Source organism: Mangrovimonas spongiae (genome assembly GCF_003944795.1).
Lineage (GTDB): Bacteria > Bacteroidota > Bacteroidia > Flavobacteriales > Flavobacteriaceae > Mangrovimonas > Mangrovimonas spongiae.
This window is the reverse complement of sequence record NZ_RWBG01000003.1, coordinates 228947-253973: the sequence shown is the minus strand read 5'-3', so window position 1 is coordinate 253973 and position 25027 is coordinate 228947. Positions and strand designations below refer to the sequence as shown.

9 protein-coding genes and 2 tRNA genes are annotated in these 25027 nt (G+C 36.1%); 1 reads left to right on the top strand and 10 read right to left on the bottom strand.

Going from position 1 to position 25027, the window contains the following annotated elements; all coding sequences use genetic code 11:
* Positions 1-33: 33 nt before the first annotated feature.
* From EJA19_RS08210 to mutS, 10 genes are all read right to left on the bottom strand, one after another.
* Positions 34-3936: a T9SS type B sorting domain-containing protein gene (locus EJA19_RS08210; protein WP_125467879.1), complete on the bottom strand. Its 3903-nt coding sequence runs from the start codon at positions 3934-3936 to the stop codon at positions 34-36.
* 90 nt (positions 3937-4026) lie between these two features.
* Entirely contained in the window at positions 4027-5895 is a 1869-nt protein-coding gene (locus EJA19_RS08205; RefSeq protein ID WP_125467878.1) for an OmpA family protein, read from the bottom strand.
* Positions 5896-5916: 21 nt separating this feature from the next.
* Positions 5917-6852, bottom strand: coding sequence for a PorP/SprF family type IX secretion system membrane protein (locus EJA19_RS08200; protein ID WP_125467877.1), 936 nt, complete (start codon positions 6850-6852; stop codon positions 5917-5919).
* 76 nt (positions 6853-6928) lie between these two features.
* Positions 6929-14665: a choice-of-anchor J domain-containing protein gene (locus EJA19_RS08195; RefSeq protein ID WP_125467876.1), complete on the bottom strand. Its 7737-nt coding sequence runs from the start codon at positions 14663-14665 to the stop codon at positions 6929-6931.
* A gap of 159 nt (positions 14666-14824) precedes the next feature.
* A complete protein-coding gene (locus EJA19_RS08190; protein ID WP_125467875.1) occupies positions 14825-15988 on the bottom strand; it encodes a tetratricopeptide repeat protein in 1164 nt (387 codons plus the stop codon).
* On the bottom strand, positions 15985-17532 hold the full coding sequence (locus tag EJA19_RS08185) for a helix-turn-helix domain-containing protein (protein WP_125467874.1): 1548 nt from the start codon (positions 17530-17532) through the stop codon (positions 15985-15987). Before EJA19_RS08185 ends, EJA19_RS08190 begins: the two co-directional genes overlap by 4 nt.
* 290 nt (positions 17533-17822) lie before the next feature.
* Positions 17823-20909 (bottom strand): T9SS type A sorting domain-containing protein, encoded by a 3087-nt coding sequence (locus EJA19_RS08180; protein WP_125467873.1) that lies wholly within the window; start codon positions 20907-20909, stop codon positions 17823-17825.
* Positions 20910-21390: 481 nt separating this feature from the next.
* Positions 21391-21475 (bottom strand) — tRNA-Leu (locus EJA19_RS08175).
* 19 nt (positions 21476-21494) lie between these two features.
* Positions 21495-21566: transfer RNA gene (locus tag EJA19_RS08170), tRNA-Gly, on the bottom strand.
* A 92-nt stretch (positions 21567-21658) separates the two neighbouring features.
* A complete protein-coding gene (gene mutS / locus EJA19_RS08165) occupies positions 21659-24271 on the bottom strand; it encodes a DNA mismatch repair protein MutS (protein WP_125467872.1) in 2613 nt (870 codons plus the stop codon).
* 214 nt (positions 24272-24485) lie between these two features.
* Here mutS and EJA19_RS08160 point away from each other — a divergent pair, with 214 nt between their 5' ends.
* Complete coding sequence (locus EJA19_RS08160; RefSeq protein WP_125467871.1) at positions 24486-25016, top strand: RNA methyltransferase; 531 nt, start codon at positions 24486-24488, stop codon at positions 25014-25016.
* Positions 25017-25027 lie beyond the last annotated feature (11 nt).

Here is a 25027-nt window from a genome sequence, read left to right as displayed (position 1 = left end):
GTAAAAGCCTTTTTAAATTATCATTTTTAAATACTATCGCTTTAATGCGAAATGTGATTTAAATTGCTTTTGTTGCCCAGACATATCGTCTAGATAAGTTAACACAAACCAATAATCTGTTGAGGGTACTTTTTCACCTTTATAAGTGCCATCCCATCCGGGACCTGATGGTCTTATTCTCGTAATAATCTTCCCATATCTATCGTAAATAGTTATTTGAGCACTATTTTGATGCTCAAACGCTGTGATATTCCAAGTATCATTATAAGAATCATCATTTGGCGTAAAAAACTTAGGATAACCTACAATATTGATATCTTCGATGGTTAGAACACCACAGGATGGGTTTTCGGTTTTCATATCGTATACATAAACCGTGTGTTCGCCACTACTTACATTAGTAAATACACCTCCATTATTAACAATAGAACCATCATCTAACTGAAACCAATACTCACCATAACCTTCTACTGTTATTACAATACTTGGGTTTGCTTCTAATCCGTCAGATTGCGCCACATTAACTAAAACAGCTTGTCCCGATTGAAATACTTCGAAAGGTTGGCTAACATCTGAATCGCAATTTGCCGTATTTTGAATTTCGGTAACAGATACCGTGTACAGTCCTGGAGCGTTAGTATTAATTACATAAGTATCTTGGTTTGCTCCTACAATCTCGGTTCCGTTTAAATACCATGTGTACGCGTAGTTAGCTCCCTGTATATCACTAACTAACGTCACTTGATTTTGCACAGCATCAGTTAAATAATCTACACACAATGTATTAGTACCATCTAAAGATGAAATGACAGGCGTTAATACTGGGCTAACGGTATAATCTACACTTGTAGTTGCTATACAAACATCAGGTATATTAACATTTTCAACGCGTATATGAATCGTTTGATTATTTACTACCGAATTTACAAAGGCTTCGGGGTTAGTTATTAAATCTGTTCCATCTAAAGCACCCTGAGGGGTTTCGTGATAAGTTACTTGATAATCTGCAGCATTTTGTCCATTTAAAACTTCTGCATTCAATGTTGTTAAATCAAACTCATGGAATCCATCATTTAATCCATCGTCATCACACACAACAACAGGGTTAGGCATCGTGGCCATAGCAGCGTCTTCTACATATAATTCAAAAGGAAATATTTCAAAACACAAACTTGAATTATTTGTGATTTGAACATAAATCGTTTGATTATAAGCTACAGTATTGTTGTATGGGTTTTGGGTGATTTCTATCGTAGCAGCACTGTCTTCGTAAAATGCGACATCAAAATCTGAAACATTTTGCGTGCTTCCTAAAATATTAGCAACCTCAGCATCTAAATCAAAAGCATAAATTCCATTTCCACTAGTACCACATTCGGTTAAACTAGTCACATCTATAGTTGGGACAGGACTTACTATAATTTCCATGATTTCAGTAACGGCACATTGGCCTGCATCTGGAGTAAATGTATAAGTTGTGGTGGTTGTGTTATCCAAAGCTGGACTCCATGTTCCTGTAACACCATTATTAGATGTCGTTGGCAAAGCCGCTAATGTATCGCCTTCACAAATAGGAGCTACTTGCGTAAAAGTTGGAATTATAGTTGGATTAACTATAATTTCCATAGTTTCCGTAACCGCACATTGGCCTGCATCTGGAGTGAACGTATAGGTTGTCGTGGTGGTATTATCCAAAGCGGGACTCCATGTTCCTGTAATACCATTATCTGATGTGGTTGGTAAAGCTGCTAATGTATCACCTTCACAAATGGGGTCTACTGGTGTAAATGTTGGCGTTACAATTGGATTAACTATAATTTCCATAGTTTCAGTAACGGCACATTGACCTGCATCTGGCGTAAACGTATAAGTCGTTGTGGTAGTATTATCCAAAGCTGGACTCCATGTTCCTGTAACACCATTATCTGATGTGGTTGGTAAAGCCGCTAACGCATCACCTTCACAAATGGGATCTACTGGTGTAAATTCTGGAACAACTCCAGGGTTTACAATTATCTCCATGGTTTCAGAAACGGCACATTGACCTGCATCTGGTGTAAACGTATAAGTCGTTGTGGTTGTATTATCCAAAGCTGGACTCCATGTTCCTGCGACACCATTATCTGATGTGGTTGGTAAGGCTCCTAAGGTTTCACCCTCACAAATGGGATCTACTGGTGTAAATATTGGTATTATAGTAGGATTAACTATAATCTCCATAGTTTCCATAACGGCACATTGGCCTGCATCTGGAGTAAATGTATAAGTTGTGGTGGTTGTGTTATCCAAAGCTGGACTCCATGTTCCTGTAACACCATTATTAGATGTCGTTGGTAAAGCCGCTAATGCATCACCTTCACAAATGGGGTCTACTTGCGTAAAAGTTGGAATTATAGTTGGATTAACTATAATTTCCATAGTTTCCGTAACAGCACATTGACCTGCATCTGGTGTAAACGTATAGGTTGTCGTGGTGATATTATCCAAAGCTGGACTCCATGTTCCTGTAATACCATTATCTGATGTGGTTGGTAAAGCCGCTAACGTATCACCTTCACAAATGGGGTCTACTGGTGTAAATGTTGGCGTTACAATTGGATTAACTATAATTTCCATAGTTTCCGTAACGGCACATTGACCTGCATCTGGAGTAAACGTGTAAGTCGTTGTGGTAGTATTATCCAAAGTGGGACTCCATGTTCCTGTAACACCATTATCTGATGTGGTTGGTAAAGCCGCTAACGCATCACCTTCACAAATGGGATCTACTGGAGTAAACGTTGGAATTATAGTTGGCGTTACAGTAACCGTTTCAGTTTCAGAAAGCGGTTCGGAACAAACGACTGTTCCATCGTAATTAATCACTTCTGTATCCTCTAATTGCCAAGTCATACCTGTTGTTGGCGATTCTACAAACGATGCCACTCCTGTATCGTCCAATACAACTTCTTGAGTTGCGCTACCATCTATGGTGTAATGTACAGCTGCATATGGCGTTCCTGTTATAGTAAAAGTTACATTATCGCCTTCGCAAATTGTGGTATCTGATACAGCTAAAGATGCTGTGGGTAAAGGCGTTACAATTAAATCGAATTCGACTATAGCATAACAATCTGTAATTCCAGAACTCACTTTAGCATAAACATGCTCAGGATTAGAGGTATTTACATAAAATCCTGGTAATGGGTTAGTCCCATCTGTTGCATCGGCTAAACTTGAAAAGTATTCAACAGTTTCATTAGCTAAATCGTTAGAAATACTACTACTTAAACTATTTAAATCGAATACCCCTATATCTGGTGTGATACTACACTGTTTGACATCGCCTATTTCGTTAGCATCTGGTGGAGCAGGAAATGCACCATCTCCTTGCATAGCAGAACCCGTCCATTGAATTTCGAAGGGTGTATCAGCTCCAGGAGCTAAGTCATGAGGTCTATCAATTACAATATAATAATATTCGCCCGCAAGAACATCTAACCAACGCACATAACCATTACCATTATTACCTGGTCCAGTTTGTGTAACAGTTGCTGTACCATTCATTCCTGTATGGTTATTTGATAAACCTGCTTGTTCTGGGTTTGTGGTTGCACATCGAATAGGAGACCCTATATTTGCACAGTTTCTATTTGGGCCAAACACCCAAAAATCATAATCGACTGCAATATTTGGATCTTCAGGTATTAAATCGAATCCCAATGTTCCATCTTGTACAATCTCTACGCGCAACCATATAGATTCATGTTCGTAACTTCCACAAGCATCTGAAAACTCTAAATCTCCATATCCTGAAGCATTAGACATAAAGGTTCCATTACCACAAACGGTTACAGCATCTACACAATCGTTAGGTTCTTGTGCATATAGTTGTGTAAATAGGCTTAAAAAAGCACTTAATATAATATACTTCTTAATTGTATTTCCTTTCTTCATAGTATCTCAAAAAATCCACTTATAAAAGAATGATTTTTTCTTTTCTTTAACGCATTGACCACCTATTAAAGATAATCAAAAAAACTGTATTTATTTAATAATCAAGAACTCAGATCGCCTGTTTAACGCATCTTCTTCCTTTGTACAATTAGATTTGCAATCTATTTTTGGTTCTGTGCTCCCCATGCCTTTAGCAGAAAGCCTGTTTTTATCAACGCCTTTTGATATAAGGTATTGCATAGTTGACTGCGCACGTCTCTCGGATAACTTTAAATTATAACTAGCACTTCCTTTGGTATCGGTGTGAGATTTTACCTGAATATTCATATCAGGGTAATCGTTCATAATTTTAACGAGTTTATCCAATTCTAAAGCGCCTTGAGAGGTTATGTTACTTTTGTTAAATTCGAAATAAATGTTTTCTAACTTCACTTCGGTTTCTGTAATCATTTCGTTAATTGGCATTAACGCTACCTCAACAATTATTTGCTCTCCTTTAGACTCATCTACAGTTACAGTTGCCGATTCAAAACCATCTTTCACAACATTAAATGTGTAATTGTTTTTACAGTTTACCTGAAAACTTGTTTGACCATTTTTAGCTGTTTCTTGTGTAGCCATAACATTACTACTCTTATCTAAAATAGAGACGCTTGCTTGTGTTATAATTTGATTGGTCGTCGCATCTTTCACAAAAGCAATAGCTTCGAATTGGCAAATAGGTGTTGCGCCATAAATATTATCTACTCCTGTACGATTTGAAGAAAAGTAGCCTATTTGCATAACCGAGTTTAAACTAAAAGCAAAGTCATCGCTTTTAGTATTCACTCCGTTTCCCAAATTTATGGCGTTGTCATTTTTTGATAGGTCCACTTTAAAAATGTCTAACCCACCAAAACCTTGTCTACCACTAGACGCAAAGTATAATATGTGATTTTCGCTAATAAATGGAAAACCTTCCTTTCCTGCGGTATTAACTCGTGAACCTAAGTTTTCTGGTTCACCGTAAGAATTACCATTTACAGAAACTCTCCAAATATCTGTATCGCCTAGCCCTCCTGGCATATTAGATGCAAAATATAACGTTTTACCGTCACTACTTAAGCTTGGATGCGTTACAGAGTATTCTGTACTATTAAATGGTAATGGCTCTATGTTACTCCATTTCCCATCTATTAAAGTGGCTTTAAAAAGTCCTTGTTGCCCAAGTTTTACTTTACTTCTTTTTAGTTTTTTATACATCTTAGTACTATGCCCATCTCTTGCAAAAATCATTGTTTTTCCATCTGCACTTAACGTAATTGGACCATCGTGATACGGTGTGTTTAAACCATTTTCTGCTTCTGGTTCACTTAATGTACCATCTGTATTTCTAACAGATTTATAAATATCTAAATATGGTGACTTAGTCCAACTATCTTTTTTTCCGCCTTCATCTCTTGCACTTACAAAATAAAGTACATTATTATTTGATAAAACAGGTGCAAAATCACTCTGGTCTGAACTAATATCGTTAATCTCCTCTACCTCAAATAATTTTGATTTATCGGCTAATTGAGGAATATAATTTGGGTTTTCTAAATGCGTAATTGCACGCTGATCGTTGGGTAATAATTTAGCAAAAACATCCATTTGCTTGTTCGCCTCTTCATATTTTCCTTGCGATTTTAAGGTTTGTGCGTATCTAAAATACGTTTCTGCATCTTGCGATGTTTCTACCGCTTTAGCATACCATTTTGAAGCTTCCTCAACATTAAACACATGATAGTAACTATCGGCTAATTGTTTGTAGACGTGGGCATCTGCATTATTGTTATCTACAAGCTTTAAATAAGCATCTATAGCATCGACGTATTGATACGTTTCAAAAAGCTTGTCGGCAGTTTCTATTTGATTATTTTGTGCAAAACCTAATGCCGTAATTAAGGCTACACTTAAAAAACTATATATTTTTTTCATTTTTTTAAACACGTTTTAGAGTTAGAAGAATCTTGGTGAAACAGATACTTTTTTCGGGAAGTTTAAATCGAATAGAATCATAACTTCATGCGATCCCGAAGTATAAGGGTTTAGTTCAGACACAACATGATCGTACGCATATCCAATACGTAAACCTTGTGTAATTTCAAAATTAGCCATCCCACCAACAGAGTCGTCTAAACGATAGGTTGCACCAATTTCAAAACGGTCAAAGAATAATACGTTTGCAGAAACATCTAATGATGTTGGGGCATCGAAAGCTGACTTTAATAAGAAAGACGGCTTAAACTTTGTATTTTCTGATAGGTTAAACACATATCCTGCTGAAAGAAAATAGTGCATAACATCTGTACCATACTTGTATTCGCCATTATTATTACTAATGTCTAAATAGGTACTTTTTAACATATTTGGCACGGCAAAAGACACGTAATACTTATTGGTATAATAAAAGAATCCTGCGCCAATATTTAAGTGTGTGTTATTAGTGTTTTGGCTAAAAGCTTCGTCGTTAGCATCAACTACATAACCATTACCAATATCGCTAAATAGGCCTATTTTTTGAAAAGTGGCTCCGGCTTTCATACCTAACGCTAAACGGTGTTCGCCACCAAGATTTAGCGTATAAGAGAAATCGGCATACACATTATTCTCCTCTACTGGACCAATTTTATCTGAAATAATGGAAAGCCCTAAACCTACGTTTTTTCCTACTGGACTATGAGCAGAAAATGTAGCTGTCTTAGGAGCATCTGGAACATTTACCCATTGCGAACGGTATAATAACCCTAAAGACAAGTTTTCTTTAGAACCAGCGTAGGCTGGGTTAATTACATTCATATTATACATGTATTGTGTATACTGCGGATCTTGCTGTGCTTGAGCACTCACTAAAATGATAAGTGCAAAGGCTATTGTAAAATATAATTTCTTCATTTGTATTTTATATTGCTTTTTGTTTTAAAAAACCGTCTGTCTGTATTGTTTAAACAGACGGTCTTATCATTTATAATTAGTGAGCTCTATTTATGAAAACCCATCCTGTCACCGAACTTCCATCGTCTTTTTGAATACTATAGAAGTACGTACCATCTGGTAAATCGTTACCGTCGTTAGTTTGTCCATGCCATTGGTTAGTGTACATGCCTTTATAACTAAATACTTCACGACCATTTCGGTTATAGATAAAGATATCTGTAACACCAAAACCTGTTAAATCGAACGAATCGTTCTTACCATTTCCATCTGGAGATATACCTCTTGGAATATCTCTACATGCTGAACGCTCAACCATGAAAGATGCTGTTGTAGAACAACCACCAAACATTACCTCTACTGAAATTTGAGTTGGTAGATTTAAGTTAGTGTTATTTGCATAAGTCGTTACATTAAAGGTTTCAGCGTTATCTCCAATAGTATTTCCGTTAGCATCCATCCATGTAAATGATGCTTCACTTTCGTTAAACGATCCATTAACTGCAGAAGCTGTTAACACATAGTCGCTATTATTACATTCGCCATTTATAGAAACTTCTATATCGTCTAATATTGTGATATCAAACGTACTTACGTTTCCTTGAATACAGTTTGCCACATCTGCTAAAACCTCATAAACGACAGTATAATTACCTACAGAGCTTGAAGACACATTAATTTCTCCTGTTGAGCCATTTATTGACAATCCATTTTCTGCAGTAAAGGTTCCTCCAGCTGCAAATCCAGCATCAAGAATAGGTAATACCATTCCGCCATCGGCACAGTATAAATCTTCTTCATATGTAAAACCAGTTACCGTTGTGGCACTTTCTACAATTTCGATTGAAGTTGTATAGGTTCCTGCTTCGGTACAACTTGCTGTATCTCCTTCAAATGTGTAGGTTACATCATGAGATCCTGATGTCGCTGAAGCTAAATCTACTTCTCCCGTTGTAGCATCAACTGTTACCGTTGTCGAACTAAAGGTACCACCTGTTGTAAATCCGGCAGCTAATGATGGTATTTGATTTGTATCTAAATTACAATACGGACTTCCATTATAAGTAAACGTTAACGTTGGTGTAATTACTTCTACTATTTCTAATGATGTTGTATAGCTACCTGCTTCAGTACAAGTGGCTGCATCGCCATCAAACGTATAAGTAATATCGTGCATTCCTGTTGTTGCTGTTGATAAATCTATCTCTCCAGTTGTAGCATCAACTGTTACTGTTGCTGAACTAAATGTACCTCCTGTTGTAAACCCTTCTGACAATGTTGGTGTTGGGTTTTCACTATTTGCGCAATAGGATGCTTCGTAAGTAAACGCTGTTGTTGGTGTAATTACTGCAACAACTTCTATAGAGGTTGTATAATTACCTTCACCAATACAATTTGCTGTATCACCATTAAAAGTATAGGTAATATCGTGCATTCCTATGGTAGCTGTTGATAAGTCTATCTCTCCAGTTCCTGCATCTACCGTTACCGTTGTAGAACTAAACGTCCCTCCTGTTGTAAATCCAGCTTCTAATGAAGGTAATGGATTTGTACTATCGGCACAATAAGAGGCATCGTAAGAGAATGTTGTAATAGGATCAACACCTTGAGCAAATTCAACACTTGCTGTGTATGTTCCTGAAGTCGTACACGTTTCAGCATCACCATCAAAAGTATACGTTACATCGTGTAACCCAGCAGTTGCAGAAGCTAAGTCTATTTCTCCTGTGCTAGCGTCAACTGTTAGTGTTGTTGAGCTAAAGGTACCTCCAGACTCAAAACCATCTGCTAACGTTGGCATTGGGTTACTTTCTGCATTAGTACATGTTGTCTCGTAGCTAAAGGTTAGTTCTGGTGAGAACGATTCGCTAACGACAACTTGTATTTCTGCTCTTGGACCTTCGCAACCGTTATCTGAAACATAAGCTACATAATAACTTGTTGTTCCGATAGTTGATGTGTCTGGCGTTGGTGCAGTTGTACTACCTGTTCCGCCTTGCGCATCTGTAAACCACATGGTTGTATATGTCGTAGAAGCTGAAGCTGATAATGCTTCGGCTGTATCACCTAAGCAATACTCTACTGGCGTTTCTACTGTTGGTATTTCTCCTACACCATTATAGGTTAATTCTATATCGTAAGAACAATAAGTTGTTTCCCAAGTAAATATATATGTTCCTGGTTCTACGAAATCACTTATGGTTGTGGTATTACTTGTAGCATCATCGAATGTAACTACACTTGGATTGTTTTCGTTAGGCACCCAAGTTCCTTGACCATTAGCTTCTAATAAAGCGGTCGCAGTATTACAATCTACTTCAAAAGGTTCAGTAATTATTTCATTATTATATCTAACTTGAACATCATCAAGTAGGTTTCCTACATTGGTAGTCCCTCCATCTGCTCTAAATATAAATCTTGTAATATCCTGCCCTTCTGGCACCTCATATGTTCCTGAAATAATTTCCCAGGACCAGCCGCCTAGGTTTTCTGTAACTAGCTCATAAGGTCCGCCTGGAGGTCCTGCAAATAATTGAAGATTATTTCCTTCAAACCTAATAGCATGTGCGAAACTATAATCTAGTAATGTCGCTTCTGACGTATCAAACTCTCTATATAATCCTTTTAGTTCTGGATCGTTAGGATCATAATCTTCTTCTGCTATTACTTGCACACATTGCCCGCCTTCGTAAGGGAAAAACCCTGCACCATTTAAGGACATCCAAAACATTAAATTGTTAAAGGTATCATAGTTTTGTCTCCAACCAGGAATAGGTTCTAGAGTGCTAATGTTTTGAATAATTCTGAATTCTGAAGAAACAGGCTCTTCAAAACCTCCATTTATAGCTAAATTCATATTACATGGATCTGAAGGCGTTGTTAAACACATATCAAACCTTCTGTAGTGATTATTATCGCTATTAAGTGTTAAACGTAACTTGTAGTTTTGACCTACTGTTAACTCTGCTGAGTACATCGCCAATAAAACATTATCATAAGTACATATCATTTCTACAAGATCGCCACCACCGTTATCTTGGTAAAGTGTCATGGTCATTGCTGGGTAAGGCATATCGCCACTTGTATAGTAGAAATTACCATCAAAGCCTTTTACTTGTAATATATGTGCTGTTGATTCTGCTGTAAAATCGAACCAGACATCACGTTGATTAACCCCCTCGCAACTCATGGCTTCTGGTGACACTGAAGCATTTAAAAAGCTGACACTTGTTGTTGTGTTTTCACATGTATCACTGTTAATAGGCAATGTTAACGCCGTAGAAACATCGTCATTTCTCACAAACACATAAGGCCCAGACCAATAACTTTGGTCTTGATCGCTACATACAGCCCTTACAAAATACTCGTAAGTTGCTGCATTCAAGTCGTTAAAGTCTGCATCTGTTGGTGTGTAAGATGGTGTACTTACTATAGTTCCAGATTGTGGAATAGTTCCATTATCTACAGGCTGAATAGCTACTTCCCATTGCGATTCCGATCCAGCAGGTGTCCATGACAATTGTGTGGTTGCACTAGATGTTAAATCTGTTGGTTGCGGGCAAGTAGGTGTTCCACAAATAGCTGGACCACTATACACGGTTCTTCTAGGAGTTAGTCCTGTAGGACTTGAATAAACTAAATTGTCTTCACTATCATAAATATCAAAATGATAATTAGCATATTGTGGTGCATAGCTACCAATAGTCCAAAAGTAAAGTGAGAATTCTACACCATTACACAAGTAAGCGAAGAATTCATCGCCCTCTTCATTTCCTTCGAAAGGAAATACTTGAACAACTTGATTGTTTTGTGTTAATTGTAACTCTGCAGAGATACCAGTATCACTACTAAGTACAAACTTGTATTGACATTGGTTATCTAAAGGACATTTTGTAGTTACTTGCAATGGCTCTGACCATGGGCTATAATCGTTTCCACATTCTGATCTTACATAAACATCATACATACTTGAAGCAGTTAATCCTGTTATTGTAAACGGATTAGTATCTGCTGTATATAAATATTCTGGGGCGGTATCGCCTTCTGGAGCAGGTGTTCCTGCTGGTTGTACTGAGATTTGCCATGGTTGTGTAGAACCATTAGCTTCCCAGCTTAAATCCATAGTTGTATCGGTAAGCGTATTAACATCAACCGATAGGTTAGTTACCTCTGTACAAATAGGTTCTTCTTCAATAATGACATTATCTATTAATAACCCATTTCCTCTAGAAGTACCACCGCCTGTATAATACGGCACGTGGAATGCTATGTTTACATCGCCGCTAATATCTTGAAGATCGACTATTTTAACGCGATATTCTTCGTTGTTTATAATTACAGTATCATCACTTGAGTCGTAAAGGACTGTTGTAAATTGATCTAAACTAGGGCCATTAGTTGATAACAACACCTCTAAATCCTCGATATAGTACTGGCTTAGAGCTCTATAATAAAAGCGTAGTCTATGATTTTCTGTAATGGTTATTGTAGGTGAAATTAACCAATCGTCGTTATTACCAGCTGTTCCTGTAAAAGTGGCTGCCGACTGGTCTCCTTCGTATACAAAATTAGCATTATCCGTATACCAGGTTTCTGTATCACCATTTTCATCAAACACCATCCAACAGCTATCAGATTCAGAATCTGAATCAAATGTTTCTATAAAAGGTGCGACATAAGACGTACAGGCTGTTTGAAATGCTATAGGTCCAAACCACTCGCTAACACCATTGGCATCGCAATCAGACTGAATATAAAACTCATAAGCTGTATCAGGCTCTAAATCTGTTGCAGAGTAGTTCATTTCAGATACCGAAGTTTCCCCTTCTGTTGGGCCCCCCATACCTGCTTCTTGAACAACAACATTCCATGAGGTTTCTTGGTAACCCGATTCCCATGAAAATTCGGCTCCTGTAGCACTTACTGAATCTAAAGAAGCATTAAATGGTATTGGACACGGTGGCGCATCTGTAATACTTACATCATCAATATTTAATCTTGAAACTTGACCAGAAAGATCTGCTGGCAATCTAAAAGCAATATAAATGGTTCCCGTAGCCTCTATAATGACCGATTTTTCGATATAACTAGAATGTGTAAATACTTCTGACGGCACAATTACTGTGGTAAAACTAGAAGGGTTATCGTTTGTTGTAGACATTACCACCTCTAAACCATGTCGTGGTGGTGTAATAGCGCCTAAATTGAATAAGGTTTCGGCTCGGTACTTATATTTTAGTTCTTTAGCGCCATCAATATTTATTGCTGGTGAAATTAAATAAGAGTTTGGGCTTGCACCAAGTTTTGCAGTGGTTTCAGTTATATACCAGCCACCATTATCTGTATTCCAACAAAATTTTTGGGTATCTGGATCTTCATCATCAAAACTTTCAAAAAATGGTGTATCGTATGATGCACATAAGGTTGTAAACGTTACTGGCCCAACCCATTGGCTTTGATCATCGGCTTCACAATAGGCCCTAACGTAGAACTCATAACGTGTTCCAGGGTCTAGGTTAGTAGCCATATAAGGTGCGTTTTGGGTAACTAGTTCACCACTTCCTGTTGGCTCACCAGAACCTAAGTCTTGAATAGCTAGTTCCCATTGTGTTTCGTTTTCGCCTTGTGTCCAGAATAACCAAGCGGAGGTTTGCGTTACATTTAATGTAAATGGATTTGTTGGTACTGGACATGTTGGTCTGTCTTCAATAACAACATCATCAATAGATATTCTAAACGCTGTTTCTTCGTTGTTAGGCTCGACAACCCAAGCAATATTAACATTACCCACAATATCTACAGGGATATCGATGGTAACTTCCTCAAAAGCCGTATTACTAATTTGAGTTTCTGGCAATATAACTGTTGTAAAGTTATCTACACCAACTCCTGTAGTAGATAGTTTAATAGAATAACTTGAAATTCCTTGAGTGGCTCTATGCTTATAACGTAAGCGTTTTTGAACACCGTCGAAATTCACTTGTGGTGAGATATATAAATCATGATTTTGACCTTGTGATGATCCAGTTTGCACCGTTGCATATCCTCCTATGAAGCTCCATGCAATACCATCGTTGTTGGCATCGATGGCTGTCCAACATGGTTCTGGATTTTCGTTTGTCGCATCGGTAAAGCTTGTTGTATATGGTGTATTAAACACAGGACATTGTGTTGTAAATGGCACTGGATTACTCCAAACGCCTGGTGAACCACTACAAACTGATCGTACATAAAAATCGTATGCTGTGCCTTCTGTTAAACCAGAAATAAGATTATCTATATTTGTTGCTGTAGGAGTTCCTGCTCCTGTTGGCTCTCCTGAACCTGAAGGAACAACGGCATATTCCCAAGAATCGGCAAAGTTCCCTATATTATCCCAAGAAAACTCAACACTATTTTGTAATAAGCTATTAAATGTAATGTCTGCTGGCGGTGCACACGTTGGGCTAGATATTTCTAACTCAAAACATATTCCAGCTCCAGTATTTAATTGAGAAGATACTACAATAATGTATTCTTCGCCTGCTTGAACTAACATATTAGAAATAACCGCAGGCTCGAAACCATCAACAGTATTTGCACCTTCTAAACAAGTAACTCCTACATCGGCACAAGTATCATAAACTAAAAGTGAACTAAAAGCGTTCCAACAGTTATTTGATGAGTCGCCGCCATCAAACGTGGTTTGGCTTAATGTTAATAAGCCATCTGCTGTTGGCGTATAGCTTAGGAATATTTTATCGCCATTCAAGTAATTTGTTGTTGAACTACCAGAAGAAATACAGTTTGTTCCTTGTGTTGAATAAGTTAAGTTAGGGTTAGAGTAATTAGCTAAATTATCGGCTAATACATAAGGTGTTGTACTTACATCTGGAACCACTAGAGGGTATTCGCAAGACACACCATAACGTAGCGTCTCAAAGTTTACTGGACCAACCCAATCACTCTTTGTATCGTTGTCACACAATGCAGCAATATAAAAGTCGTAACCCGTTTCTGGGTCTAATCCATCTAAATTATAGCTATTTCCTGAAACTGGAATTCCTACATCTGCTGGAGTGCCTCCTTCTGGAATAGCTTGTATTTCAAATTCTGTAGCACTAACATGCGACCAAGTAACTTCGGCACTATCTACAGAGATACTTTGTACTGTAATATCGTTTTCATCAATTACAGGACAACCTTCTACTACTCTAAATTGATCTACAAACCATTCATCGCCTGTTGGTGTCGCACCATTTTGTGTATTGTTTACCACAAAAGCAATATAAAGTGGAAAGCCCTCTGGTAAATCTGGCAATTCAACAACCTTTTTTTCATAAGTTGTTTGCGAATCGATATTTAATGTCGTTTCGGTGTAACTAGCTAAGGTTACATTAAATCCATTAATATCTGGTTGCGCTGCCGTGGAAATTCTTACTTCGTATGTCGCACCATTATCAATTTCGCTTGATTGTTTGGTGTAAAATTGTATTTCACCATCATTTGGCATAGTTACCTGTGGTGACACCAAGAAGTATTGCGCTGTGTTTTGATCGCCAATATTATCGGCACTAGGGTTTACAGAAGCACCATTAGTTCCTAGATAACCATCGGTGGTTGTGCTCCAATCTATATTAGCATTATTGTTACCAAATAATGTCCAAGTAGCTGGAATGCCACTATCAAAAGATTCGGTAACTTGAGCATATCCTTGTGAGAGGAATAAAAATAAAGCCAAAACAGAAAAGAAGATAGTCTTTTTTGCTGTAGCAGTTTGTAACGTTTTTCTCATGTTAGTACAAATTTCAGTTTAGTATTTTAAGCACTTAAAAATAGCTATTGCTATACTATATATAAAGGGGATATCTTTGCTTTTTACTGAAATTACAAACACAAAAAAAACCTAAAACCACGCGTATTACATAGGCTTAACGCTTGGTTAACATTTTTTTTACACGTTTGAGGCGGGTTTGGTGTTTTGGATGTCTTTTATCCTTTTTTGAAGGGTTTTTATTGTTTTTTTATTTTTTCTTTCAAGTAAAAAAACAGCTAAAACCACTAAAATTATAAAGGAAAAAATCCATTTAATCGTGTTTTTAAAACGAACATCTGAAGCTTTTAAAATGGCTTCTTGATTTTTATAATTTTCGTTGATTGACGTATTTATAGAATTACGTTCCGACTTTTTTATTTCTAACTGGGTTTTTAAATACAAGTCGTAATACTTTTGATAGCTTTCCCAGTTATTTAATGCTAAATGATTTTCGAATAGGCCTTTGTAAATACCTTGATTTAAAATTAAATCGCCCACTTTACTTGAGGTTTTTAATGCATCTTCAAGCAGCAAAAGGGCTGTTTTATACTGCCCTTCTAAAAGGTACACTTCTGCCAATCCTTTTTGAGCAAAAGAGATTAAGCTATTGGCTTCTTCTAACTTGGCGTATGATATAGCTTTTTCAAAACTCTCTTTGGCTAAGTTATACTCAGAAAGCAAACTGTAACAGTTACCCTTATTGTAATTTACAATGCTTAAATTACTGTAATATGCTGCGCTACCTAAAGATTTATATTCGCGAATACTTTTGTTAAAAAATTCAAGCGCTATATCGCAATTTAAATTCTCTTTGTAGATAAATCCTTTTACAGCGTAACTGTTTGCTAAATATTTCCTAGTAGGATCTTGTGGTGGATATAAAGAAGATAGTTGTTCGGTTTTTTCTATGTATTCTAAAGACTTATCGTATATTTTTAACTGTTGGTATAGAATTCCTATTTTAAAAAGAATTTCAATTTGTAGTTTTTGATCGTCTATTTCACTTGATAAGTTGTTTGCTTCAGTAGCGTATTCCAGTGCTTTTTGGTAATCTCTTTTGGAGGTGTAAGCTAAAGACACCAGTATTAAACCGCGAATTCTGTTTTTTTGGGTATACAGATTATTTTCATAAATGGACAGTCCCAATTTAATGGACTCATCTGGATTTTCATAAACTTTGCCTCTACCCGCTTCAAGCAAACTATCTATTTCCTGAATAACTTTTAGTTCAGGAACATTTGATGATAGGCTTACTTGCAAAGCAAACAATACTAGTAATATGGTACACACTTTTGTCTTCATGAAACAGATTGTTGTTCATTTAGTTCCTTACGTTCTTCGCGTATTAAATTAATAAATTTTGCTGGAGACATTCCTACAATAGACTTAAATACAGTTGTAAAGCTACTGTGCGATGAAAACCCGCTTTCCTCGGCCAAGAAACTGATTTTGTAATTTACGTAATTAGGGTCTTTTTGAAGTTGCTTTATAATGTAATTGACTCGTAATTTATTAATGAAGGTATTAAAATTATCGTTATAATGTTTATGGATAACTTCTGATAAATATTTGGTATTTGTTTCAAATTGACCTGCTAGAACAGCTAACGACATATCGCTATTTAAGAATTTTTGAGACTTTTCGAATTTGTTTAGCTTACCTAATATAGCTTGTTCTGTCTCTTCTGATATAACAATACCTTTACTTTTTCTCTTTTTTGTTACTGCTTTAGGTTTAGACTTTGTTTCTAAATAATTTGTCCTGCTTATTTCTAAATAGTTAATAATTTCTCGCAATCGTTTTTTTCTACTTTCGCTTTTAAACACAACAAATGCCCCAAGGATTAACACCAATAAGGCGCAAATAAAAAAGATGTTTCGCAGTCGAGACTGTTTTTCTTTATTTATTTCTAAACGCCGTTCTCCTAAGTTTTGTAATTGATTGTAAAGGTTGTTAATAGATTCTTGTTCTATCTGTTCAACTTGATTATTCAACACTAAAAACTCATCATTATATACCTTATGCTGACTTTTTTTATTTGAGGCCAAATAATTAACCGCCAAGTCTTGATTAATTTGCATTAATAGTGTGGTGTTTTCTATAATTGACGCAAATCTTAACGCTATAAACAACGCTTCTTCACTTTGTTTAAAAGCTCTTTGCTGCAAATACAGATGCCCTAATTCTTTATACATTTGGGCTTTTTTATACACATCATTTCCTTGTACAACAGCATTCAGAGTTATGGCATTGTTAATGTAAATCATCGCTGAATCGTTATAAGATATATCACTAAAGGCGCGTTCTTTTGTTAAATAAACTTCTTGGCGCGCTTCGGGATGATCCTCTAAACAACTTCTATATTGAGTATTAGTATTATTTAACAGCTTTAAAGCTTGACTAGCTTCACGTTTATCTAAAAATAGTTTAGATTGCTCTAAAGAAAGCTTAAAGCCTAAATAATCTTGTATGCTCTTACTAGGTAGTTTTTTTACTAATTGCTGTGTTTCTACTGAAAAATCATAAGACAAATTATATAAATATAGCTTACGTAATAATTCGGATTTCAGAATATTAACTTCAACTTTTGTCTCCAACGGAATTTCTTCCATAAAGTTATGTTCGTCAAAAGCATACGTAATAGCTTTGTTGTAATCGCCTTTAACAATATAACTTTGAGCGAGAAGCACATTTGCCAAAGCTTTCTTTCTTGAGGTTAAAGCTGTCTTTAAAATATGTTCAGATATTTTAATAGCTTCATCCGGATTTGTAGACACAAGTTCTTCTGCTTTAGTGTATAAATCGTTTTGCTGAGAGAACATATTAGCCACAAAAAAAACATTCATATACAAACAAGTGTGTATGAAAATTTTAAATAGAACTATTATATATTTCTTTATCAAAACAACCTTTTTTAGCCTTGCAAAAGCAAATTATTCGAAACAAATATAATGCTATAATAAACTTATTGTAACATTATACTTTTAAAAAGTGTAACGAACATAAAAATACAACGTTTTATTTTAAATTATAAAAACTAAAAAATCCATCAGCTATTAGCCGATGGATTCTATAAAAAAACAGGGATAACTTTTACATTATCCCCATTTTAACTATTAACCAAAAAACTTAATTTTTATTTTTTTATAACTTTAAAGGTCTTTTTAGCACCATTTACTTGAACGGTTACAAAATAAACACCTTCGTTTAAGTCATTCATATTTACAGTTGTTTTTAAACTGTTTGGCTTAGTTACTAATATTTCCTGTCCAACAATATTGCGAACACTGATGTTTGAAATATTATTTCCAGCCTTAACAGTTAAGGTATTCAATACTGGGTTAGGGTAATATGTAAACGATTTAAAAGCATCTACAGTATCTACTGTTAAAGTCTCTTCAGTTGGATAAGCAAATATTTCAAAGTCGGCAGCACCATTTGCATGTACACTAATTAAATATGTATTACCAGCAACTACATCGCCTTGCATATCTCCAGAGTTATAACAACTTATAAATCCTGTAATATAATTCTCAGATGTATTTGCACAATCGTCTGTATCATACACGGTATAATAAGCAGAACCTTCAGCACCTCTTGTAAAATCAAAATTATACGTTCCCGTGTAATTTGGTGTAAAGCTGTACCAAATAGTGTTGTAACTAGACACACAGCTTTGAACTGACGGATAAGAATTATCCATATTTCCTACAATGGTATTATTTCCTGTCTCATCTGATTCTGCTAACACAAACGGCGTTGTACAACTATCGTTTTCTACAGGTTCTGGCAATGCCCACACACATAAGTCAAACTCGGCACCTGCTGCAGATTGAGCAGACCTTACCATAACGTAATACGTTTCAGAGCCTGTTAAAGTTACTGTTTGGTTGTTACTGTTACCACAATTAATTAACTCGGTAAATGTTCCACAAGAACCACTATACACCATATAGTTAGTACTTGGGGCATCAGCGGATGTTGTTGTAAGATTAAATTCATATATACCATCAACACTTGGTGTAAATGTATACCATACATCACCATAAGTTGTAAATATTGAATTTGGGCATGTTGATGCACCTGATAAAGAAGCACCTACTGTAGTGCCAGACACAGCATTATCACATGTTTCAGATGTTGATTCTGTTAATGTAATAGCATCTGCACAATTATCATTTGCTGGAAAAACAGGTGTTTTTAAGCAAATGGTAAAGTTTTGCTCATTACTGCTACTAGAACTCGCGTTTCTTATGTAGTAAGTATCACCAACTGTTAATCCACTAACATAAACATAATCTCCTGTTTTACATAGCATACTAGTAAAGTCACCACTACATGTTCCATCTGTACTAGCAAAAACCTCTGTTACTAATAAAGTTGTTGAAGAACCTATAGCTGCTTCAATATTAGAATATTGAACTATTACACTTTCTGCGACAGCTTCAAAAGAAAACCATACATCATTATTTCCTGCACCACAAGTAAACGATGTGCCTGCTCCAATAATTTCAGAATAAGAAGCTCCAGCGTTTGTTGCATCAGTTGTTATGGTACATGTATCATCTGTATTAATAGTTAAATCTAAAGCGCCACTACACTCATCATTTACTGGTGGACAGTAGTACGATGTCGTTGCTTCAGCAAAACATGATGTTGTATCATCATTTGTTAGTGTTAATGTAATTTCACTTCCGCTTGTATAAGGTCCAGGCATATTAACAATACCTGTTTCCGTAATATTTGTTATGCTATTACCTAATCCATCACTTAAGGTTAAAGAACTAGCATCTCCTAAGTAAGTAATATCAGCATCAATACTAAAACCACCGTTAGCGCAATCTTCAACTGCTGTAATTGTCATTTCAGGGCTTATACATTCATCTTGACTTATAACTAAATTGTAACCATACGTATAATATGAAGCCGATTCATTACCTGAAGACGAGCTTAATACAACATAATAATCTTGGTTAGCTGACAGCACTACATCAAGCAGTTCTTTTTGGTACATTCCTGTATCTGGGTTTACTGGCACATTAAAGTTACCATCGGCAACTACACAATTAGTAGCTGGATCGTCTGGACACCCATCAAGAATTAATACTGATGAAGAATAGAAATTCCCATTAGCTTCATCCCAGTTATAAATAACTTGAACATCTACCGATCTATCTTCAGTAGCCGCTGGTATTTGATAGAAAGCATCGTTAGCTCTCATATAATTACTATTACATGGGTTAGCATCTACTATGTCTTCAAAATTAGCTGTGTCGTTAACATCAACATAAACAGGACTTGGATTAGCAACAATAGGATCTCCACATGTTGCTCCTGTAATTGGCGGCGTACGTGTTGTAAAGCTTTCTTCTGAACAACCCGTAGCATAATCATTTACGTCGTCTCCATTAAAATCATTAAAAGGTGTAATAGTTACAAAATACTCAGTTTCATAAGCTAATAATCCTGTTAAATCATAGCTTGTCCCTGTAACCTCCTCAGCATTAACAATATCGGTTGCTCCTGCACTTGTTCCTATAGAAACTGAATAACCAGTTGGAATTCCTGTTGCAGTAGCCCACGTTAATGTTGAATTTGGCTCCACATCAGTATCACCATTAACAGGCGTAGCTAAGGTAGTACAATTTGGTGCCGATGTGGCCACTTGTGTTATAGATATATCGTCAACAAGCGCAATTAAGCTAAAGTTATTTACTGTAGTTCCTGTTAAAACAAATCTAGCCTGAAAATCTGTACCAGCCGCTAAAGTTCCAACATTAACACTTCCTGTTGAAACACAGTCTAACGGACTTACAAATGTAAAGTTAGAATCGTCTATTGTAATAGCAGCTGTCCAGTTTGTTCCACCATCGGTAGAGTACTCAAACACTAAAGAACCCCAGTTTGCTGCTGGTGCCGAAAAACTTGGAGGTGGAAATCGACTTACTTGTTCAAAAATGTTGTACGCAAAACTAACCGTTAAATCGGTATCGTTAGTGACAGCTGTTAAGTTTTGTGTGGTCATTATTGCTGTTTGCCCAGCACCAACACCACCAGACGCTTGATCTGTACCACAACCATAATAGGCATTAGTACCAGAAACATTAAAATCGCCTGTCCAACCAGCAGGCAGATTGCCACTTTCAAAGTCTTCAACAATTTCTACTTGAGAAAATGCTGTGACACTTAGTAGCATCAAAAAGTAAAAGGTAATTTTCTTCATTTTCAATAATTAGTTAAGTTAATATTTAGCTTTAAAAATTTTGAGAAAGCAACCCTCTAAAAACGATTATTAGGCTATTTTCAAAATTTATCGAATTTTAAATTCTTGGTTAAAACTAAGTAGAGATATACATTAATAAAAGGGCTTACCTTTTACATTTACTGAAATTTAAAAGAAAAAAAAAGACTTCAAAGCACTGATAAACAAGTTAATACACATATGTTTATGAAATATTAACAATCCATAAGCTATTAGTGTTTTTTTACTATAAAAAACTACTTTTTACAATAAAAAAGACAATAAAAGGATTAAAAGAAATAAAAAAACACAATAAGAAGATTCGAATTTTAAAAAGTATATAATAAGAAATTTAAGGCTATAAAAATGACTCTCTAAGATTATTAAAAATATTCAAAGCATTTAACTCAGTCATTTTTTAAACAAAAAAACCTGTAACTAAGTTGTTACAGGTTTTTTACAGTACAGAAGGCGGGACTTGAACCCGCACGACCAAAATGGTCATTGGATTTTAAGTCCAACGTGTCTACCAATTCCACCACTTCTGCTTGGACTATTGTGTCTCAGAGCGAAAGACGGGATTTGAACCCGCGACCCTCACCTTGGCAAGGTGATGCTCTACCCCTGAGCTACTTTCGCAAATTTAAAAATGAACGTTTCTCTCATTTGCGAGGGCAAATTTAATACATTTCTTAGAATTCCAAAGGCTTTTTTAAAATATTTTTCAAGAATTATGCTTGCTTCTTTTTAACTAGCATGCGTTTTATCTCGTTAAGCTTCATTAATGCTTCTACTGGGGTTAACGTATCTATATCAGTATGAATGATTTCCTCTTTAATTTGCTCCAATAACGGATCGTCTAAATTAAAGAAACTTAATTGCATTTCGTCATCTCCTAATGTTTTAACTTTATCAGTTAGCTCGTCACTAGAATGCGATTTTTCTAATTTTTTTAAGATTTTATTGGCGCGCTGGATAACGTGTTGTGGCATTCCTGCCATTTTTGCCACGTGAATACCAAAACTATGTTCACTTCCACCTTTAATCAATTTACGTAAAAACAACACATTGTCTTTTAATTCCTTTACCGATACATTATAGTTTTTAATACGGTTGAAAGTTTCCGTCATCTCATTAAGTTCGTGATAGTGCGTTGCAAAAAGCGTTTTTGGTCTTGCTGGATGCTCGTGTAGATATTCACTTATAGCCCAAGCTATGGAAATACCATCGTAAGTACTTGTTCCGCGACCAATCTCATCTAAAAGCACTAAACTCCTATCGGAAATATTGTTTAATATAGAAGCCGTTTCGTTCATTTCAACCATAAAGGTTGATTCGCCCATAGAAATGTTATCGCTTGCACCTACTCTGGTAAAAATCTTATCGACCAAGCCTATTTTAGCGGCTTTGGCAGGCACAAAACTTCCTATTTGTGCCAATAATACAATTAATGCTGTTTGACGTAAAATAGCCGATTTACCCGACATATTAGGTCCCGTAATCATAATAATTTGCTGGGTTTCGCGGTCTAAAAACACATCGTTAGCAATATAAGCTTCGCTTGGTGGTAATTGTTTTTCAATTACTGGGTGGCGTCCATCTTTAATATCCAACGCAAACGTATCGTCTATGGTTGGAAAGGTATAATGGTTGTTCTTAGCCAAGGTTGCAAACCCACTTAAACAATCTATTTTACCTATTAAAAAGGCATTTTGTTGTACTGGTTTTATAAACTGATTCATCCAGCTTACCAATTCTGAAAATAATTGCTGCTCGATGGCTAAAATACGTTCTTCGGCGCCTAAAATTTTAGCTTCATACTCTTTTAATTCTTCAGTTATATAACGCTCGGCACTTACTAAAGTTTGTTTACGTATCCATTCTTCGGGGACTTTATCTTTATGCGTATTTCTGACTTCAATATAATACCCAAATACATTATTAGACGCTATTTTTAACGAGGGAATTCCTGTGCGTACACTTTCCCTTTCTAGCATATCGTCCAGATATTGTTTTCCTGAAGAGGATAATTTACGGAGCTCATCTAATTCAGATGAAAATCCATCGGCTATGGTTTTTCCTTTTAAAATATTTACGGGAGCCTCTTCATTTAAGCTTTCCTTAATTTTTTCACGTAGCGTGTCACAACTTTGCAAGGTATCCCCCAAAACACGCAAGGCTTCGTTGTTACTTTGCGAGGCCAAAGCTTTTATAGGCACAATGGCTTCCAAAGAATTTTTAAGTTGAATAACCTCTCGCGGACTTACCTTAGCTGTAGCTACTTTGGAAATTAAACGCTCAATATCGCCAATATGTTTTATATGGTTTTGTATTTTTTGAAGCGTAGCATTGTTATCCAGTAAATGCTGAACGACTTGATGGCGCTGTTTTATTTTTTCTACATTTTTAAGCGGTAAAGCCAGCCATCGTTTTAGCAATCGGCCACCCATTGGTGTTATGGTATGATCAATAACATCTAATAAAGTTACCGCGTTGACATTAGTAGAATGATATAATTCTAAATTGCGAATGGTAAACCGATCCATCCAAACATATTCGTCTTCAGCAATACGACTTATCGAGGTAATATGCTCTAATTTATTGTGTTGTGTTTCGGACAGATAATGCAAGACTGCTCCAGAAGCAATAATGCCTTCGTATAAAGTATCGACCCCAAACCCTTTTAGTGTTTTTGTATTAAAGTGACGTGTTAAGGTCTCATCGGCATAATCGGGTTGAAACACCCAATCTTCAACATAAAACGTATGAAAATCGTTGCCAAAAGCCTCTTTAAAATTTGTTTTTGATTTCTTGGACACCAAAACTTCACTTGGATTAAAGTTTTGAAGGAGTTTATCAATGTACTCGGCATTACCCTGCGAGGTTAAAAACTCACCTGTCGACACATCTAAAAACGATACGCCTATTTGTTTTTTATCGAAATGAATGGCGCACAAAAAGTTGTTGGACTTAGAACTGAGCACCTCATCATTCAAGGCGACTCCAGGTGTTACTAACTCAGTCACGCCACGTTTTACGATTTTTTTGGTTTGCTTAGGATCTTCCAATTGGTCACAAATAGCCACACGCTCGCCGGCTTTCACTAATTTGGGCAAATACGTATTCAAGGAATGATGCGGAAATCCAGCCAATTCGGTTTTTTCGCCACCATTGTTTCTATTGGTAAGAACAATATCCAATATTTTGGCTGCCTTAACAGCATCGTCTCCAAAGGTTTCATAAAAATCTCCCACTCTAAACAACAACATCGCATCAGGATATTTTGCTTTAATAGTGTTGTACTGCTGCATTAACGGCGTAACTTTCTTTGCTTTTTTTGCCATAATTTTGTTATTCCGAAATTGACACGGAATCTATTACCTTTGTCGTGTTTGTAAACACGCAATTTAATTATTATTATACGCTTTTTAAAAGATATGTCACGATAGTTATTTACAACTGTTGAAAACTAGTACACATATAACAAGAGCACTTCATTTTCACGAAAAAAAAAGAAGACAAACCTAAAAGAGACTTCCGCTTTTGCGGAAGATGACTATGAGAAAACTAAAAAACAGCGAATTAGATCGTTTAAATGTTAACGAGTTTAAAGCTTCAAAGAAAACACCTCTAATTATAATATTAGACAATATCCGCAGCTTAAACAATATTGGCTCGGTATTTAGAACGAGTGACGCCTTTTTAATTGAAAAAATATACCTCTGTGGTATTACTGCGACACCACCACATAAAGATATTCATAAAACGGCTTTAGGAAGTACCGAAACCGTGGCTTGGGAATATGCAGAGAACACACTTGATCTCGTAAAAAAACTACAAGGCGACAACATAAAAATTCTCGCTATTGAACAAGCTGAAAATGCCACCATGCTTAACGATTTTTCCCCTGAACCCAACACGACTTATGCGTTGGTTTTTGGCAACGAAGTAAAAGGTGTACAGGAAGACGTTGTTTCGGTTAGTGATATGGTTATTGAAATACCACAATATGGCACCAAACACAGTTTAAATATTTCGGTAAGTTGTGGAGTTGTAGTTTGGGATGTATTTGCCAAGTTAAAAGCATAGGTATTACACGA

What these genes read in the sequence shown, in the direction of transcription:
- EJA19_RS08210 (WP_125467879.1), bottom strand. Translation starts at nt 3,936, where the DNA reads ATGAAGAAAGGAAATACAATTAAGAAGTATATTATATTAAGTGCTTTT.
- EJA19_RS08205 (WP_125467878.1), bottom strand. Translation starts at nt 5,895, where the DNA reads ATGAAAAAAATATATAGTTTTTTAAGTGTAGCCTTAATTACGGCATTA.
- EJA19_RS08200 (WP_125467877.1), bottom strand. Translation starts at nt 6,852, where the DNA reads ATGAAGAAATTATATTTTACAATAGCCTTTGCACTTATCATTTTAGTG.
- EJA19_RS08195 (WP_125467876.1), bottom strand. Translation starts at nt 14,665, where the DNA reads ATGAGAAAAACGTTACAAACTGCTACAGCAAAAAAGACTATCTTCTTT.
- EJA19_RS08190 (WP_125467875.1), bottom strand. Translation starts at nt 15,988, where the DNA reads ATGAAGACAAAAGTGTGTACCATATTACTAGTATTGTTTGCTTTGCAA.
- EJA19_RS08185 (WP_125467874.1), bottom strand. Translation starts at nt 17,532, where the DNA reads ATGAATGTTTTTTTTGTGGCTAATATGTTCTCTCAGCAAAACGATTTA.
- EJA19_RS08180 (WP_125467873.1), bottom strand. Translation starts at nt 20,909, where the DNA reads ATGAAGAAAATTACCTTTTACTTTTTGATGCTACTAAGTGTCACAGCA.
- mutS (WP_125467872.1), bottom strand. Translation starts at nt 24,271, where the DNA reads ATGGCAAAAAAAGCAAAGAAAGTTACGCCGTTAATGCAGCAGTACAAC.
- EJA19_RS08160 (WP_125467871.1), top strand. Translation starts at nt 24,486, where the DNA reads ATGAGAAAACTAAAAAACAGCGAATTAGATCGTTTAAATGTTAACGAG.